This window comes from Vibrio sp. M260112, from assembly GCF_036533775.1.
Classification (GTDB): domain Bacteria; phylum Pseudomonadota; class Gammaproteobacteria; order Enterobacterales; family Vibrionaceae; genus Vibrio.
Genome location: NZ_JATABH010000010.1, coordinates 27,562 through 46,044 on the forward strand (window position 1 = coordinate 27,562; position 18,483 = coordinate 46,044).

Here is an 18,483-nt window from a genome sequence, read left to right on the forward strand (position 1 = left end):
GCTCCTATCTGTTTTGCTCAATCGCAATGACACTATCACCATCGCGCACAAATCCCTGCCCGGTAGTGATGATATCGACTTGCTCACCGAGTCCCGTTAACCAAACCCCATCTTGTTCCGCTTTAACCAGCTTTATTGGCACAAATTTGACCTGATTAGCGACCAGTGTTTTGACACCTAAGTTGCCCATTTCATCCAGAGCCAGCATTGCAGGGGTAATTTTAATTGCCAGCTGGTCTTGAAGGTTGAGTTTCACTTCAGCACTAACACCCGCAGGGATTTTCTGCCCAGGGTTTGCCAGTTCAATTTCAATTGGGAAAGTATTGGTTGCAGGAGAGGAGACTCGTGATATGTAACGCACCGCCCCCATGGTTTGGTCACCATTAATAAAACGAACACTCGCTTGCTGATTAAGCTCTAACGCTTGAATGTGTCGCTCACTCACGTCTGCTTCAATCACTATCTTGCTTAAATCGAGTAATGTCGCGACAGGATCACCTACTCCAACAAAATCACCCGTTTCAATAAACAGGTGATCCACTACGCCTGTAAACGGGGCTTTTACCGAGGTATTACGCAAAGCGATTTGAGCATTGCTCACCATCGCTTTCGCTTCGACTAAACCGGCCTGAGCAGTAGTAAATGCTACCTCACCTTGCAAGCCTTTACTTTTGAGAGACTGTGCGGCTTTATATTCTTTCTCTTTCACTTTCAGCAAGGCTTCGGCACGCTGCAACTGACTCTCTAAATCGCCCTTATCAATCAGCGCAATCACCTGCCCCTGCTTAACACTTTCACCCTTGTTTACCTTTAACTGGACGATTTTGCCGGCAATTTCTGCCCCGAGTCTGGCCTTTTTATTCGGCGCAGTCCGTCCGTAAAGCTCAATGGTTTTGTGTGTGGATTCGGCGACAAAGGAGGTGAACTGAACTTTGGCTAATGGAATGTCTTCAGTCTCTTGGTGAGGCGCGGTGTCTTGTGCTTTCAACATTCCTACCCCTAACCAAAGAGAGAGGAGTAATACCAATATCAGTGACACAAGATAAGGTCTAACCGCAAGAAAACGCAGAGGAGAAATACTCGCCATAACTATCCTTATTATTTCTATATCACATCCAAAACAAACAACAGCAGCGATTTACGGCTACACGTTGTGGATATAGCAATTCACAGTGTTCTACTGCGAATGTATCAATTAGGATATAAATTAACCATCTAAAAATAAAATGACATTGATAACTATTTATCTGGGGTCTCAGTTTCTGGATAAATAAGGAAGGAAAAGCCAATAGTAGATAGGCGATAGGCTGCAGAGGGACTGCAGCCTAGAAAGAGATATTTAAACGCTGAATGAAGCACCGCAGCCACATGTTGTGGTCGCATTTGGGTTATTCACAAAGAAACGCGAGCCCTCAAGCCCTTCAGTGTAATCCACTTGGCCACCAACTAAATATTGAAGGCTCATAGGGTCAACCACCAAAGTCACACCACTGTTGACAATGGTTGTGTCTCCTTCATTCACGTTCTCGTCAAAAGTGAAACCATATTGGAAACCACTGCAACCACCACCAGTAATGTAAACTCGCAGTTTCAGGTTCGGGTTCTCTTCTTCAGCAATCAATGCACCTACTCGCTGAGCCGCTGCATCTGAAAATGTTAGTGGAATATTTACTTCGCTCACGATGATCTCTCTCAGTCGTTTGGCTCCAGAATGACTGAACTTTCTGGAACTTCATCTTTTAATATTAGGGGGATTATCTAATACCTGAGTGAAGCGTTCAAGTATTCACCACTTTTGAAGCAACTTTTTATGCCAATTCTTCTTTATTTGCTGTGAAAGTACGCAGAATGTGCAGCAAAGCGTTTTATTGTATGGGAATCGACAGGTACAATGCGTGCCAAATTGGTCCGAGCAATCAAAAGAGGATATCCCATGACCAAATCCGCAGATCTATTTGAGAAAGCACAGCAAACCATTCCTGGTGGCGTGAACTCTCCTGTACGTGCTTTTAACGGCGTTGGTGGCGCACCGATTTTCGTTGAACGAGCTGACGGCCCGTTGATTTTTGATGCTGACGGCAAAGCGTACATTGATTATGTGGGTTCTTGGGGTCCGATGATTCTTGGTCACAACCACGCGGTAATTCGTGAAGCGGTTATTGACGCAGCGCAGCGCGGCTTGAGCTTTGGCGCACCAACCGAAATGGAAATTGCGATGGCTGAACTGGTTTCAGAACTTGTCCCATCGATGGAACAAATTCGTATGGTGAGTTCAGGCACTGAAGCAACCATGAGCGCAATTCGTCTTGCTCGTGGTTACACAGGTCGTGACAAAATCATGAAGTTTGAAGGTTGTTACCATGGTCATGCAGACAGCCTGCTAGTTAAAGCGGGGTCGGGTGCTCTAACGCTTGGTCAACCAAGTTCACCAGGTGTTCCAGCGGATTTCGCCAAGCACACACTAACGGCAACATTTAACGATCTAGACTCAGTGCGCGAACTCTTTGCGGCAAACAAAGGTGAAATCGCATGTATTATCGTTGAACCTGTTGCTGGCAACATGAACTGTATTCCGCCAGTGGAAGGTTTCCATGAGGGGCTACGTCAAATCTGTGATGAAGAAGGCGCGCTGCTGATTTTTGATGAAGTAATGACAGGTTTCCGCGTGGCTCTAGGTGGTGCTCAGGCTTACTACAACATCAAACCAGACCTAACAACATTAGGTAAAGTTATTGGTGGTGGTATGCCAGTGGGTGCGTTCGGTGGTCGCAAAGAAGTGATGCAGTACATTGCACCTACAGGCCCTGTTTACCAAGCGGGTACTTTATCAGGTAACCCTGTAGCGATGGCGGCAGGTTTCGCTTGTCTGAACTTACTCAAACAAGAAGGTAACGAAAAGCGCCTTGCTTCTAAAACTAAACAGCTAGCAGATGGCTTTAAGCAACTAGCAGACAACCACGGTATCCCTCTTGTCGTCAATCAAGTTGGCGGAATGTTCGGTTTCTTCTTTACCGATCAAGAAAGCATCACCAGCTACGAAGACGTGACTAAGTGCGACATCGAGCGCTTCAAACGTTTCTTCCACCTAATGCTGGATCACGGCGTTTATCTTGCGCCATCGGCTTTCGAAGCGAGCTTTACTTCTCTGGCACACGGCAGCAAAGAAATTGAAGCAACGCTGGAAGCGGCAGATCGCTGTTTTGCTATCATCGCACAACAAGCTTAACCTCTACTGCATATGGAAAAGGCTGCATTGAGCAGCCTTTTTTATTGCCAGTTAAACAAGACTAACAAAACCAATCCTGCCATTACCAAGGCAAACCAAGGTATAGAAGGTTTGCTTTTTGATGCTGACTTGCAGCCTTTGTCATTATTACAGCATCCCATGTTTTGACTCACCTCTGATACAAATCTGATTCTTGATTGATAACTGCCTGTTTTAAAGCCATTATACTGATACATCGTCAAACAATTGGACAAGATTGTGTCAGATAAAATTAAAATCACCTCCAGTCACTGGGTACTAGTGATAGCCCTGTTGGCTGCAGCGTTCGCGTGTTTTTTATTGGTAGAGCCTTACATCAATTCGATCGTAATGGCGTTTATCATTTCGCTGTTGATGTTCCCTATTCATGATTGGATTGAGAGCAAACTGCCAAATCATAAAAATGTTGTTTCTCTGCTCTCCTGTATTGTGTTGACCTTTATCATTGTCGTCCCACTGTTGTTTGTCTTTGCTGCTATCGTTCAGCAAGGCTCTGCATTTTCTCAAAACGTTTATCAATGGGTCACTCAAGGGGGCATCCAAACACTCTTCGAACACCCTTGGGTTGTGAAAGGTTTGTCTTTAGCGAACACTTACTTACCTTTCGATAAGGTAGAGCCTCAAGAGATTGCTCAGAAAGTCGCTCAGTTTGCCACGAGTTTTGGCAGTAATCTGGTCGGTATCAGCGCGAAGATTTTAGGTGATGCGACTAACTTCCTAATGGACTTTCTCCTGATGTTATTCGTGCTATTTTTCTTACTTCGAGATCACGATAAGATCATCAGTGCTATCCGCCATATCCTTCCTTTGTCACGCAGCCAAGAAGATAAACTACTAGATGAAGTTGAGCAGGTGGCGAAGTCTGCCGTCATGGGTTCATTCCTGACTGCAATTGCTCAAGGTATCGCGGGTGGACTCGGTATGTGGCTCGCCGGATTCCCAGGTCTATTCTGGGGAACCATGATGGGCTTTGCTTCATTTATTCCGGTTGTTGGTACTGCGCTCATTTGGATCCCAGCAGCAATCTACCTCTTCCTCATAGGGGATACTACGTGGGCTATCTTCCTGACCGTTTGGAGCGTAGCTGTGGTAGGTTCGATAGACAACTTGCTCCGTCCATTCCTAATGCAAGGTAGCGCTGGAATGAACACGCTAATGATCTTCTTCTCTTTGTTAGGTGGTCTACACTTATTTGGCTTAATTGGCCTAATCTACGGCCCGATCATCTTTGCTGTGACCATGGTATTGTTCAACATCTATGAAGAGGAGTTTCAAGGCTTCTTAGATCAACAAGATCGCAGCTAAACAGCAAAACGGTTTAATACTTCAAGATGAGGGAGGATTGTGCGAAAATCCCCCCTCATTTTTTTCTACTGAGTGCTCTATGTCTGCCTATATCGCGCCAAGTCAAATTGCCGAGCGACAACTTGCTTACTTCGAAGGTAAACACGTTCTTGTTGCTGGTGAAGCTGAAGACCTATTTCCTGTTGAACTGGTGAAACACTGTCAGTCTGTAACAGTATTTACCACTAACTATGGTTATCATCGTCAGCTTGAATCCTATTCGCAAATTACCCGTGTCTTTGGTGCAGAGTTCACACAACAAACTCAGGCAGATTTGGTCCTGCTCTACTGGCCAAAAGCGAAAGCTGAAGCCGAGTATCTGCTGGCCATGTTGATGTCCAAACTAGGAACCGGAACTGAAATCGTGGTTGTGGGTGAGAATCGCTCTGGTATTAAAAGCATTGAGAAAATGTTTAAGGACTATGGCCCGATTACCAAATACGACTCCGCACGCCGTTGTTCTTTCTACTGGGGGCAATGTACTCAGACACCCGCAGCTTTCCAACTAGATGAATGGTATAAAACCTATCAGGTTAACTACAAAGAGCGCACTCTGACCATTAAAAGCTTACCGGGCGTGTTCAGTCACGGAGAGTTTGATATTGGCAGTAAACTGCTGCTCGATACCCTACCCGATCTGACTGGCAAGGTTTTAGACTTTGGCTGTGGAGCGGGCGTCATCGGCAGCGTGATGGCGCTCCTTAATCCAGACATAGAGCTAGAAATGTGTGATATCAGCGCACTCGCGGTCGCGTCTAGCCAAGCCACACTCGAAGCTAACGGTTTGACTGGTCGTGTGTTTGCCTCTGATGTTTATTCAGATACCAGCAAGGATTACAACTTCATTATCAGTAATCCTCCTTTCCATGCTGGTCTCGATACTAGCTACAGCGCAACGGAGACGCTGTTGGCAAAAGCACCACAATATCTAAACCCACAGGGACAACTATTTATCGTTGCTAATAGTTTTCTTAAATATCAGCCGATTATTGAGCAAGCCTTCAGTAATTGCGAGACGCTAAATAAGACCAATAAATTCGCGATTTATCACGCTAAGAAGTAGTCGACTTGCCCAATTCTTGCCAAGGATTGGGCAACATCTCCCCTGCCAAAGTAAAAACTGCGCTTTTCTCCACGCTTTCCTTGCAACTTACTTGTCAAAGTAAAAAAACTCGTTAATTTTGTCACTATAGGAAAATAACGTTTTTATCCCGCTTACAGGTTTTTAGGCCCCAACCTTTAAGCCGAACTCTTGGAAACTCTAGTTAGATCATGTTTAAGTTGTATCGGAAACAGAAATTTAAGCGTCTTCAAAACACTCTGATGCTGGCATTTCTGGTCTTAAGTATCACGCCTCTTACCGTTATCGCTATCTTCTTCTTGCAGTCACACACCACTGACTTACAAGAGCAGAGCACATTGCATTTGGTTTCTGTTCGCGATAGCAAGCAGCAGCAAGTCGTTGACTACCTATATGCGAAAGAGTCGGAAGTCATGGGGTTTGTACGCTCAGAGTTAGCGTATGCGAGTGGTGGTCGATTCTACGGCTTGGTCAACGCATTTGGCAGCTTAGGCCTTGATATTGAGCAGGCACGCGAGTACGCACAAAAGCGTTATATCCAAGGTTCGGGCGATCAAATCAAAACCTCTATTTTGCCTCAGTCTAGCCTCTTTAATGGTACAGAACGCTACCGCTTGCTTCATAAACGCTATCACTGGGCTTATCTGGAACTTCTCAAGCGCTCTGATTTCGATGATATCTTATTGGTTGATCGAGAAGGAAACGTCACTTACTCGGCGTTTAAATATGACAATTTCGGCACTAACTTGCTAACTGGCAAATATAAAGATGCCAACTTAGGACACACTTTTACCAAACTAAGAAATCTGGTCACTGAAAAACGTAAAACGAACGAAGACTTTACGCCGGTTATTATTTCAGATTTTGCCCAAGAGCAAGGCAAGTCAGTTGCATGGCTAGGCGCACCCATTGTGCAGCAAGGTTATCTGCACAGCTATGCCATGTTTCGTCTGCCGAATAACGGCATCACCAAGCTCATAGCTGATACCAAAAACATCCCTTCGATGAAGACCCTTTTGGTTGGTGCCGATCATCAATCCCGTACTCTCGCATACGAGCAGGAAGATATTGATAAAAGTCGACAAGTGGTGGAGCTCGCCTTGTCTGGATTAACCAGCTTTGGAACCTACTCTAACTCAGAGAAAGAGGCCATCATTGCCGCCTACGCCCCGATTTCGGTTAAAGGTATCGACTGGGCACTGGTCGTTGAAGTACCAGAAAGTGTTGCCTTTGCTCGCATTCATCAACTTGAAACTGTGTTTATTTTCGCGATGTTAACGGCAATCTTACTGGTTGTTATGGCCTCCCACTACCTGTCCAATTTCATCACATCCCCACTTCTTAAATTGACTTGGGCTGCCGAGAAGGTATCTGCTGGCGATCTTGATGCCACCATGATCAACACGCAGCGTAAAGATGAAATCGGACGTCTTGCGGTCAGTTTTGAGCGAATGCAACGCTCAATTCGCGAAAAGATCCTCTTAATCAAAGAGCAAAATGAAGAGCTAGAAAGCAACCTCAAACTCATTCAAAAACAAAATGATGAGTTACAGCTCGCCAATAAACTCAAAGATGAATTCTTAGCGACAACCTCTCATGAGTTACGAACGCCTTTACACGGTATGGTGGGGATAGCCGAAGCACTCACTTCAGGAGCTAACGGCCCAATCACAGCAGAACACAAATACCAGTTAGATATCATTATCAGCAGTGGTCAGCGTCTTGCTACCTTGGTTGATGACTTACTTGATTACCATAAGATGCGTTATGGAAACTTGGATATCGACACCAGTGCCGTAGATTTATCCGGTTCAACGCGCTTAGTACTTGAGCTTTCTTCCCATCTGCTAGGCAACAAACCCATCAGAATTATCAACCAAGTACCTAGTGAACCCGTGTGGGTCAGTGCCGACCCGCAAAGACTTGAACAGGTGCTATATAACTTGGTTGGCAATGCAATCAAATACACCAGCGAAGGCAAAATTGTCATTTCCGCGAACGTTATCGACGATCATATTCGTGTTCAGGTCGTTGATACTGGCCAAGGTATTCCAGCTGACCAGCTCGAACATATTTTTGAGCCTCTGATTCAAGCAGGCAGCGACTCAAGCCGATACCGTCAAGGCGCAGGATTAGGTTTGTCTATCAGTCGTCAGTTGATCGAACTGATGCAAGGTTCTTTGTATGTGAGTAGTCAGCCTATGGTTGGCACCACGTTCAGCTTTACATTACCTATCGCGAGTGAAGAGCAAATTCAGCAAGCAAACCACTATGAAGCGCCCCACTTTATCGCGCCGGATAGCGGAGAGATAGAGTTAGCCGAACCTGTTAGCCTACCAGAAAACCCTGAAGGTCCTCTGCTACTCGTAGTTGATGACGAGCCCGTGAACCTTAGAGTCTTGGATAGTTTCCTAAGACTGGAAGGCTATCGCGTACGCACGGCTAAAGATGGTCACGAAGCACTGGAATCGATTGAGAAAGAGAAACCAGAGCTACTGTTACTGGATATTATGATGCCAGGTATGAGCGGATATCAGGTGTGTGAAACGGTTCGTAAAAAGTACGATCATGCCGCCCTGCCTGTCATCATGCTGACTGCTCTTAATCAAACGGATGACCGAATTCGCGGGTTTAACGCTGGGGCTAACGATTACCTGTCGAAACCATTTAACAAGCAAGAGCTTGCTGCCCGTATCGTTGCCCATCTAACGGCCAGCAAAGCTGAACTACGCCGACTTGAGAACCAGCAACTCCAGCTTGAACTCAAGCACCGAGCAATGGTTGAAGCCAGCCTGTTAGAAACACAAGGACGCCTACTAGAGCAACTAGAAACGGCGCCAGAAGCCATCATCTGTATTCGTGAAGATAACAAGATTCGCTTTGCCAATGAGGCGGCTTCAAAGCTATTTAAACGTTCCACCGAACAGCTAAAACGCTCAAGCGCTGACGAACTTATCGCACCCAAATTCCTTAATGTTGAACAAGAGCATTACTGCGGTACGATTGATGTTTACGTCGAAGATGTCCGACAGCACCTTTCTGCGGATATTTTGAAACTTCCACAAGGTTCAGGCCTGCGTTCGATTTACATCTTCAACGTTGGCGGCAGCATCAATGCAAGCCGCATTAATAACTTGGAAAGCGCAATTGAAGCGTTGTCCAGTTTTGCCTTTGAAGGTGATAAAGCCAAACTGCAAGAACTCAAAGAGCTGGGAGGAGAGTTTACGCGATTGGCTGATCGAGTTGCCGGAGACAGTAAATCCAAACAAGATATTATGCGCGAAGTGTTAGTTGACGCGATGACAAGCGCACTCAACTACTGGGAGTCCGTCACAGGACAAACCAAGTTCTCGTTCGCAGAACAAAGTGGTTTATGGCGCGTCTATCTCGACCGCAGTACTTTGCAAACGCGCACACTCGACAAATATCTACGTGCCGAGACGCTACCGAAAACACCACGCTGGAGAACGGTTCTAAGCTCACTGGATTACATCCTAGAGCACTGCAATGAACAAGGCCCAGAGAGAACGCATATTGAAGGGCTAAGAGATAAACTTCAGCACTTACTGACAAGCTAATACACCTTCAATGCCAAACTAAAAAGCCCGCAGTAAGCGGGCTTTTGATTCTCATCATTTTGCCTTGATTAATACTCAAATACAGTTATTACGACTCGTAAAACAACCTATTGCTTGCCGCCATTTAGCCGCTATTTTTTGTCTAGCAGGTACCCCAATTGATACAAAACCACCAACAATGCGTAAAAAGAACTCAGTTTGCGAAGCCAATCACAACAAGACGGCAGTTTTAATTTAACCCCAAAAATTAACAGAAAACCTCCAAGTGACCCACATCTCACATTTTACTTCCATAAAAGCAAGCCTTATAAAATAAAGAAAATGAAGTTAGCAACCACTCACAAACAAACTGGTGCACATGGACTATTGCGACTCACTTCAAAGGCCTTTTCGTGATTACAATTTAATCAAATTTGGTTTTTTTAACAGTATTAACGGAGATGGTGATGGTTTTGACGTTTTTAACGGGAATAGCAATTGCGAAAATTGACGTTAAGGTGTTTTCTTAGTGTGCCTAAGGCCTACAGGCCACTCTGGATTTTCATATCACCTCCGATTGAAAATCATTAACAAGAGGTGGGCCTTAGTGAGTGTTTATCAATTGATGACATTCCATTCCATAAGTGAAATGAAAGCAAATAGTAAGGAACAGCTATGCTTGCCAACATAAAAAAAACAGCACTAGCAACAGCAATTATTGCTACAGCAACTACCGGATTCGCATCGGTAGCAACAGCCGCTGAACGTAGTGAACTAACTATCCACCCTAAAGAGTTCACAACTTTTGTTCGTAACTTTAACCCATACTTAGGTGCAACTCACTTGCACACTACTTGGGACTTCATCTACGAGCCTCTAGTTGTGTTCAACGAAATGCACGGTAACACACCAGTATTCCGTTTAGCAGAAAACTTTAAAATGGCTGACGACCTAAAGAGCGTAACTTTCGATATTCGTAAAGGCGTGAAATGGTCTGACGGCGAAACATTTGATGCTAACGATGTCGTGTTCTCTTTCAACCTAGTTAAAGAGAAATCAGAGCTAGACCAAAGCGGTATCAACTCTTGGGTATCTTCTGTTGAGAAACTAAATGACTACCAAGTTAAATTTAACCTAACAGAAGCGAACTCAAACGTTCCTTACGAAATTGCTAAAGTACCAGTTGTACCTGAGCACATTTGGAAAGACGTGAAAGATCCTTCAACCTTCACTAACGAGAACCCTGTAGGCTCTGGTCCATTTACAGAAATCGATACGTTCACTGCTCAGCTATACATCCAGTGTGCTAACCCGAATTACTGGGATGCAGACAACCTAGATGTTGACTGTCTACGTGTTCCTCAAATTGCAAACAACGACCAGTTCCTAGGTAAAGTTGTTAACAGTGAAATGGACTGGACGTCTTCATTCATTCCTGACATTGACCGTACTTACGCTGCGGCAAGCCCTAATCACCAGTACTGGTACCCGCCAGCAGGTACTCAGGCATTCGTTGTTAACTTCAAAAACCCTGATGCAGCGAAGAACGAAGCACTTACTAACGTAGACTTCCGTCGTGCATTCTCTATGGCTCTAGACCGTCAAACTATTATCGACATCGCGTTCTACGGTGGCGGTACAGTGAACGACTTCGCATCTGGCCTTGGCTATGCATTCGAAGCTTGGTCTGACGAAAAGACTCACAGCAAGTACAAAGGCTACAACACATACAACGTTGAAGGTGCTAAAGAGTTACTGAAGAAAGCGGGCTTTAAAGATGTAAACAAAGATGGTTTCGTTGACACTCCATCTGGTAAGTCTTTCGAGCTACTAATCCAATCTCCAAACGGTTGGACTGACTTCAACAACACCGTTCAACTTGCAGTTGAGCAACTTGCTGACGTAGGCATTAAAGCGAAAGCACGTACTCCAGATTTCTCTGTTTACAACCAAGCAATGCTTGAAGGTACGTACGACGTAGCTTACACAAACTACTTCCACGGTGCAGACCCATACACTTACTGGAACAGTGCTTACAACTCAGCACTTCAATCTGGTGAAGGTATGCCTCGCTTCGCGATGCACTTCTACAAAAATGACAAGCTAGATGGCCTACTAAACAGCTTCTACAAAACAGCTGATAAGAACGAGCAGCTAGAAATCGCTCACGGCATCCAGCAAATCATCGCTTCTGACCAAGTTACGATTCCTGTAATGTCTGGTGCTTACATGTACCAATACAATACAACTCGATTCACTGGTTGGTGGAACGAAGAAAATCCAAAAGGCCGTCCAAACATTTGGGCTGGTATCCCAGAGCGTCTACTACACGTACTGGACCTAAAACCAGTTAAATAAGTAGTTGTTCTAACGATGCGGCATACGCTCTGTATGCCGCAAAATCCCCCAACGTTTTGATGTGTTCTTTATATGGCGCCAGTCGTCAGGGGATTGTTCGCTCTAAATTTTGTTTTCGCTAGGAGCGACCTGAAACCAGAAACAGGGAAAATCTGGGTAAGTAAGGTGAGTTATGGGTTATTTTTTAAGACGTTTGTCGTTCTATTTGGTCGCATTGTTAGTTGCTGCGACATTAAACTTTATTATTCCTCGTGCAATGCCGGGTGATCCGGTTACCATGATGTTTGCTAACGCTTCGGTCCAAGTAACGCCGGAACGTATCGCTGCAATGAAAGAGCTATTAGGCTTTGTTGATGGCGGGTTGTTTACTCAATACATCGCCTACATGAAAAACATCCTAAGCTGGGAACTTGGAACATCAATCCAGTTCTACCCACTATCTGTTAACAAACTTTTGGGTGGAGCATTTGGTTGGTCACTATTCCTAGCTGGTAGCGCCGTTATCCTCTCATTCTCAATAGGTTCGATACTAGGTATCTTTGCTGCATGGAAACGTGGCAGCAAATATGACGCCTTCGTAACTCCTGGCATGCTTATTATTCAGGCCGTGCCTCAAGTTGTAATCGCAATGTTGGCGCTATTTATCTTTGCGATTGGCCTAAAGTGGTTCCCAACTGGCTATGCATATACCGCAGGCACCGTGCCTGATTGGACAAGCTGGGCGTTCTATAAGGATGCCGCATATCATGCTGTGCTACCTCTATTCTGTGCTTCGATCATTCAAATTGGTGGCTTCCTAGTCAACATGCGTAACAACATGATCAACCTGCTTGCAGAAGACTACATCACGATGGCCAAAGGTAAGGGTCTGAGTGAGAACCGTGTGGTATTCAACTACGCAGCGCGTAACGCTCTACTTCCTAGTGTTACTGCACTTTCAATGTCGCTAGGTATGGCCATCGGTGGTCAGCTAATCGTTGAAATCATCTTCAACTACCCGGGTCTAGGTACTGTATTACTTAACGCTATCAACGCTCGTGACTACCAAGTTCTTCAGGGTCAATTGATCATCATGACGATGTTTATGCTGTCATTTAACCTTATCGCCGACATGCTTTACGTAGTACTTGATCCTCGCCTTCGTAAGGGAGGGAAATAATTATGAAAGATCTATTTAAACTGATTCTAGGTAACGCTTACGCTCGTACGGGCTTAACCATTGTTGTACTGTTCATTTTCATGGCGATTGCCGCACCTTTGATTACCAAACACGCGCCAGATAAGCGCACGGGCAATCCACATGAATACCCAGGTTTCGTCGTTAAGTCAGCCAAAGCAAATCCAGATGGCTGGATCGCACAAAACCTAGCTACCGATCGCCGTACTATGCTGTTGTCGAAAAAAGCAGATCACGTACTGGGTACTAGCCGTATGGGTCGCGACATCTGGTCACAACTGGTTTACGGTGCTCGTATCTCTCTAGGTGTTGGCTTCGGCGCAGGTATCACTGTTTGTTTCCTAGCGACGGTCATTGGTATCTCTGCGGGTTACTTCGGTGGCCGTGTTGACGATTTCCTGACCGCAGCAATGAACATCATGTTGGTTATTCCTCAGTATCCTTTACTGTTCGTACTCGCCGCCTTTATCGGTGAAGCAGGCCCGTTAACCATTGCCATCATCATCGGCTGTACATCCTGGGCATGGGGGGCAAGGGTAATCCGCTCTCAAACTCTGTCTTTACGTGAAAAAGAGTTTGTAAAAGCGGCAGAAGTTCTCGGTGAATCATCGTTCCGTATCATCTTTGTTGAAATCCTACCAAACCTTATCCCAATCGTAGGCGCGAGCTTCATTGGTTCGGTTATGTACGCAATCGGCATGGAATCTATTATTTCGTTCCTAGGTCTAGGCGACCCTAGCACCATCAGTTGGGGCATCATGCTTTACAACGTACAGACCTCTTCAGCAATGCTAATCGGCGCTTGGTGGGAAGTTCTTGCACCTTGTGCAGCCTTAACTCTACTCGTAACAGGTCTTGCTCTACTGAACTTTGCAGTTGACGAAATTGCGAACCCGCAGCTTCGCTCTCACAAAGGTATGAAACGCTGGAAAAAACTGGCTGAGCAGGACAAGAAAGAGCGTCAGCCAGAACTGCCACCACAAAATGCACTATGGAGCGGAGATAAATAATCATGACAGCACCACTCATTTCTATCCGCAACCTTTGCGTTGACTACATTACTGATGCAGGTGACGTACGTGCCTGTAACAATGTCAGCTTTGATATTGCACCTGGCGAAGTATTCGGCCTAGCAGGCGAGTCTGGTTGTGGTAAATCCACCGTTGCTTTCTCTCTGATGCGCCTACATAAGCCACCAGCGTTTATCACCGGTGGCGAGGTTATCTTCAATGGTGAAGACATCCTTAAATACAGCGATGAACGCATGCAATCGTTCCGTTGGAGCGAGATGTCTATGGTCTTCCAAAGTGCGATGAATGCGCTTAACCCAGTATTGACCATGGAAGATCAGTTCTGCGACGTAATCATGCGCCACACGAACATGACACGTGAGCAGGCTCGTAAACGCGCAGAAGGATTGCTTGAAATCGTAGATATTCACCCTAGCCGTTTGAATGACTACCCTCACCAGTTCTCTGGTGGCATGCGTCAACGTCTGGTTATCGCGATTGCACTGGCGCTAAATCCCAAAATGATCATTATGGATGAGCCAACCACCGCTCTCGACGTAGTGGTTCAGCGTGAAATACTGCAAAAGATCTACGCGTTAAAAGAAGAGTTTGGTTTCTCTATTCTGTTCATTACTCACGATCTCTCTTTGATGGTCGAGTTCTCAGATCGCATCGGCATCATGTATTCCGGTGAGTTGATTGAAGTCGCACCATCAAAGCAGATTCTGGAAAGTCCTTACCACCCTTACACCAAAGGTCTGGGTAGCTCTTTCCCTCCATTAACTGGCCCAAAAACGAAGCTTACTGGTATTCCAGGCAACCCACTTAATCTTCTAGAGATACCACAAGGTTGTCGCTTCCAAGCTCGTTGTGACCGCGTGCATGAAACATGTACTCAAGTCCCAACTGCACTAAGACAAATTGAGCCAAATCGTTTCTCTAACTGTCACCTCTATGGCGAGCCGATTGCACAGAGAAAACTCTAGCAAGACGCTGAGAAACAAAGAAAAGATTACTGGAGACAAATATGAGCAAAGATTTTGGCCAACTACTTGTTGAGGGAAAAAACCTTGTAAAGGATTTCCCGATCAACAGTAATGCCTTAAACCAACCTATGATGCGTGCGATCAACGACGTATCGTTCAAAATGTACAAAAGCCGCGGCCTATCCGTGGTGGGTGAATCAGGTTCGGGTAAATCCACTACAGCGAAGATGATCGCAAAAATGTACGCACCAACATCAGGTGTGATTGAGTACAAAGGCCGTGATATTCAAACCATCGATTCTCGTTCGGATCTGATGGCATACCGTGAAGGCGTGCAGATGGTTTGGCAAGACCCATTTGGCTCTCTAAACCCTACTCATAATATCTTTCACCATATTGCACGACCACTGCTTATCCACAAGAAGGTGTCACCTGGCAATAAGAAGGAACTGGAAGAGCGCGTTTATGACCTGCTTGAACAAGTTGGTCTGATCCCGCCAAAAGAGACATCACAAAAATTCCCGCACCAGTTATCAGGCGGTCAGCGTCAACGTGTCAACCTTGCACGTAACATCGCGGTAGGTGCAGAAGTTGTGCTCGCCGACGAACCAACATCAATGCTGGACGTATCGATTCGTGCAGGTGTCCTAAACCTGATGGAAGAGATGAAATTCGAAAAGCAGATGTCTCTGCTTTACATCACTCACGATATCGCAACCGCTCGTTACATTGCCGAAGATCTGGCAGTTATGTATGTGGGACACATGGTTGAATGGGGAGATACTGACGAGATCATCCACGATCCTCAACACCCATACACGCAACTCTTGGTCTCAGCAGTACCAGATCCAAGTAAGTCGATTCACGAAAAACTCAAAGGTAACAAAGGCGAGATTCCGTTGTGGACACCAGCCTCAGTGGGCTGTCCATTTGCCGGACGCTGCCAACACGCTACTGATAAGTGCAGTGAGAAGTTACCAGAAGTCACTCAATTGTCTGACAACCACTTTGTGCGTTGTTACCTATACGAAAAATAATGCCATAAGAGCCAGGAGCGCAAGCTCTTGGCTCAACAACTCAATCACCCCCTATTTTCGGAGATTTTGATGCTGCTACTTACTAACCATATTGGTTATGAAGCCCTTGGGCCAAAGCAGGCTGTTTTGATGACACGTAAAGCACGTCTTTCATCTACCACTGCGCTGTTAGTCTGTGCTGATAGTCACCAAACTGTCGCAACTTTTGCTGTCGAAAAAGGCACAAAAGTGGCCAATTGGCACCAAGGGAATTTTTTCCGCATCGAGTTCTCATCATTCGAACGCTCAGGTCGTTACTACCTGCGTGTCGATAACCTACGCTCTGAAGTTTTTAGCATTGCACAGGGATTACTGTTGAACACCACGCTTTCAGATGTCCTGCACTACTTTAAGTCTCAGCGCTGCGGCGGACGCTTTGACAAGCAAGATCATTCGATCCCTCTGCTGGGCTCAGAGACTCGCGTTGACGTACACGGTGGCTGGTATGATGCATCCGGAGATGTGAGCAAATACCTTAGTCATCTCTCTTATGCCAACTATCTCAACCCTCAGCAAACCCCTATGGTGGTCTGGAATCTACTTCAAGGGTTAGAACAACTCGAAGAGAATGAGCAAGTCGCTGCATTTACTAAAGTACGCATGACAGAAGAAGCGCTGTTTGGCGCAGACTTCTTAGTTCGAATGCAAAATGAACAAGGCTTTTTCTATATGACCATTTTTGATAAGTGGTCAAAAGACACCAAGCAACGCGAAATCTGTGCATACGAAACACAGCAAGGGCATAAATCAGACGATTTCCAAGCCGGCTTCAGACAAGGTGGCGGCGTTTCAATTGCCGCTTTAGCCGCCGCGTCACGCCTTGATGAAAGCGGTGAATACTCATCGAATGATTACCTTGAAGCCGCAGAAAAAGGCTACTGGCATTTACGCGAATGCAACACGCAATATCTCAATGATCAGCAAGAGAACATCATTGATGAATATTGCGCCCTGCTTGCCGCCGTTGAGTTGTACCAATCGACACAGAAATCAGAGTACTTAAGTGAAAGTCGTCAATGGGCTGCAAAGCTTCACAACAGGCAGTGTAGCGATGACCGCTTTGAACATTTCTGGTCAGCAAACCAAGACGGCTCTCGCCCTTATTACCATGCCGCAGAAGCAGGTTTACCCACCCTTGCTCTATGCCACTATTTATCGATTGAAAACGACCCACAACAGGCGGCTATCAGCCAATCTGTTGTGCAGCGAAGTGTTGAGTTTGAACTGGCGATTACTCAAGCGACAGCCAACCCATTTGGTTACCCACGCCAATATGTAAAAGGTGTGGGAGAACAAAAACGCGATGCTTTCTTTGTCGCCCAGAACAACGAAACAGGTTACTGGTGGCAAGGTGAAAACGCCCGTTTAGGGTCCTTATGTGCAATGGCATTTTTCGCACTACCGCATATCCAAAACCAAGAAACCAAACAACAACTGCTGCGTTTTTCTCAAAACGCTTTGAACTGGATCCTTGGTCTCAACCCATACCACATGTGCATGCTTGATGGACACGGACACAACAATCCTGACTACCTTCCTCAGTATGGATTTTTTAACGCAAAAGGTGGTGTCTGTAACGGTATCACCGCTGGCTTTGAAGATGCACAAGATATCGCTTTTAATCCGCCGGGACAAAAAGACGACATGTTGCAGAACTGGCGTTGGGGGGAGCAATGGATCCCACATGGTGCTTGGTACCTATTGGCTGTAATTACTCAATTTAGCCACTTTTCTCAGCAAGAGGAGCAGTAACATGACGCTTTACTATGTCGGGATAGACGGTGGCGGTACTTCATGTCGAGCACGCATTCGCGATGCGGCAGGTCAGTTGGTCGGTGAAGCCAAAAGCGGCAGTGCCAATATCTTACTGGGTGTCAACGTCGCCATGGAGTCGATTATCGATGCGATTGCTCAGGCAGCCACGCTTGGTGGCCTGACAGAAGCCGATTTCAGCAAGATGCATGTGGGTTTAGCTTTAGCAGGGGCTGAGCAAAAGTCTGCATGGCAAGACTTTATGGCACAACCTCATCCTTTTGCTTCCGTCGTACTCAATACCGATGCATACGGTGCTTGTATCGGTGCCCATAACGGTGACGAAGGCGCCATTATGATTGCAGGTACGGGTTCGTGCGGTATCTATCTTAGCGGTAATCAGCAGCATGTGGTTGGAGGTCGTGAGTTTCCGATATCTGACCAAGGTGGTGGCGCAGTTATGGGTCTACGTCTAATTCAACAAGTATTGCTGGCTGACGATGGTATCGTCGAGAAAACGCCACTTGCCGAGCATGTTCTTGACCACTTCAACCATGATATCGACCAAATCGTCACATGGTCTAAAAGCGCGTTACCACGCGACTATGGTCAGTTTTCCCCTGCGATTTTCCACTATGCAACCCTAGGCGACAGCCTTGCTATCTCAATGCTTAAGCAGACGGCTGCTGACATTGAGATGTTCCTAGTCGCTCTACACCAAAAAGGAGCCACTCGTATCTGCTTGATGGGTAGCATTGCTGAGCGAATCAAGGCTTGGCTATCACCTCCGGTACAAGCTTGGGTGGTTGACGCTCAGTTTGATGCCATTGAAGGTGCCCTTATGTTCGCGGCTAAACCCGAACATAACTTGTATTAA

Annotated in this window: 13 protein-coding genes; 11 read left to right on the forward strand and 2 right to left on the reverse strand. The window is 45.9% G+C overall.

Going from position 1 to position 18,483, the window contains the following annotated elements:
* Nucleotides 1–4 precede the first annotated feature (4 nt).
* Nucleotides 5–1,087: an efflux RND transporter periplasmic adaptor subunit gene (locus tag QTN95_RS06795; RefSeq protein ID WP_331416874.1), complete on the reverse strand. Its 1,083-nt coding sequence runs from the start codon at nucleotides 1,085–1,087 to the stop codon at nucleotides 5–7.
* A gap of 252 nt (nucleotides 1,088–1,339) precedes the next feature.
* The gene (gene erpA / locus QTN95_RS06800) at nucleotides 1,340–1,681 is read right to left on the reverse strand and encodes an iron-sulfur cluster insertion protein ErpA (RefSeq protein ID WP_006878298.1); all 342 of its coding nucleotides are present in this window, start codon (nucleotides 1,679–1,681) and stop codon (nucleotides 1,340–1,342) included.
* Nucleotides 1,682–1,933: 252 nt separating this feature from the next.
* Here erpA and hemL point away from each other — a divergent pair, with 252 nt between their 5' ends.
* From hemL to QTN95_RS06855, 11 genes are all read left to right on the forward strand, one after another.
* Entirely contained in the window at nucleotides 1,934–3,226 is a 1,293-nt protein-coding gene (gene hemL, locus QTN95_RS06805; RefSeq protein WP_331416875.1) for a glutamate-1-semialdehyde 2,1-aminomutase, read from the forward strand.
* Nucleotides 3,227–3,484: 258 nt separating this feature from the next.
* A complete protein-coding gene (locus tag QTN95_RS06810; protein WP_331416876.1) occupies nucleotides 3,485–4,570 on the forward strand; it encodes an AI-2E family transporter in 1,086 nt (361 codons plus the stop codon).
* Between the two features lie 79 nt (nucleotides 4,571–4,649).
* The gene (gene rsmC / locus QTN95_RS06815) at nucleotides 4,650–5,672 is read left to right on the forward strand and encodes a 16S rRNA (guanine(1207)-N(2))-methyltransferase RsmC (RefSeq protein ID WP_331416878.1); all 1,023 of its coding nucleotides are present in this window, start codon (nucleotides 4,650–4,652) and stop codon (nucleotides 5,670–5,672) included.
* A 209-nt stretch (nucleotides 5,673–5,881) separates the two neighbouring features.
* Nucleotides 5,882–9,268 carry a response regulator gene (locus tag QTN95_RS06820; RefSeq protein WP_331416879.1) on the forward strand — a complete coding sequence of 1,129 codons (3,387 nt, stop codon included), beginning with the start codon at nucleotides 5,882–5,884 and terminating at the stop codon, nucleotides 9,266–9,268.
* Nucleotides 9,269–9,922: 654 nt separating this feature from the next.
* On the forward strand, nucleotides 9,923–11,605 hold the full coding sequence (locus QTN95_RS06825) for an ABC transporter substrate-binding protein (RefSeq protein ID WP_331416880.1): 1,683 nt from the start codon (nucleotides 9,923–9,925) through the stop codon (nucleotides 11,603–11,605).
* A gap of 172 nt (nucleotides 11,606–11,777) precedes the next feature.
* Nucleotides 11,778–12,764, forward strand: a complete 987-nt coding sequence (locus tag QTN95_RS06830) for an ABC transporter permease (protein WP_331416881.1) — start codon at nucleotides 11,778–11,780, stop codon at nucleotides 12,762–12,764.
* A gap of 2 nt (nucleotides 12,765–12,766) precedes the next feature.
* Nucleotides 12,767–13,792 (forward strand): ABC transporter permease, encoded by a 1,026-nt coding sequence (locus tag QTN95_RS06835; protein WP_331416882.1) that lies wholly within the window; start codon nucleotides 12,767–12,769, stop codon nucleotides 13,790–13,792.
* Nucleotides 13,793–13,794: 2 nt separating this feature from the next.
* On the forward strand, nucleotides 13,795–14,778 hold the full coding sequence (locus tag QTN95_RS06840) for an ABC transporter ATP-binding protein (protein WP_138972153.1): 984 nt from the start codon (nucleotides 13,795–13,797) through the stop codon (nucleotides 14,776–14,778).
* A gap of 41 nt (nucleotides 14,779–14,819) precedes the next feature.
* Nucleotides 14,820–15,815 carry an ABC transporter ATP-binding protein gene (locus QTN95_RS06845; protein ID WP_331416883.1) on the forward strand — a complete coding sequence of 332 codons (996 nt, stop codon included), beginning with the start codon at nucleotides 14,820–14,822 and terminating at the stop codon, nucleotides 15,813–15,815.
* A gap of 69 nt (nucleotides 15,816–15,884) precedes the next feature.
* Nucleotides 15,885–17,606: a glycoside hydrolase family 9 protein gene (locus tag QTN95_RS06850; protein WP_331416884.1), complete on the forward strand. Its 1,722-nt coding sequence runs from the start codon at nucleotides 15,885–15,887 to the stop codon at nucleotides 17,604–17,606.
* 1 nt (nucleotide 17,607) lies between these two features.
* Nucleotides 17,608–18,483, forward strand: a complete 876-nt coding sequence (locus tag QTN95_RS06855) for an N-acetylglucosamine kinase (protein ID WP_331416885.1) — start codon at nucleotides 17,608–17,610, stop codon at nucleotides 18,481–18,483.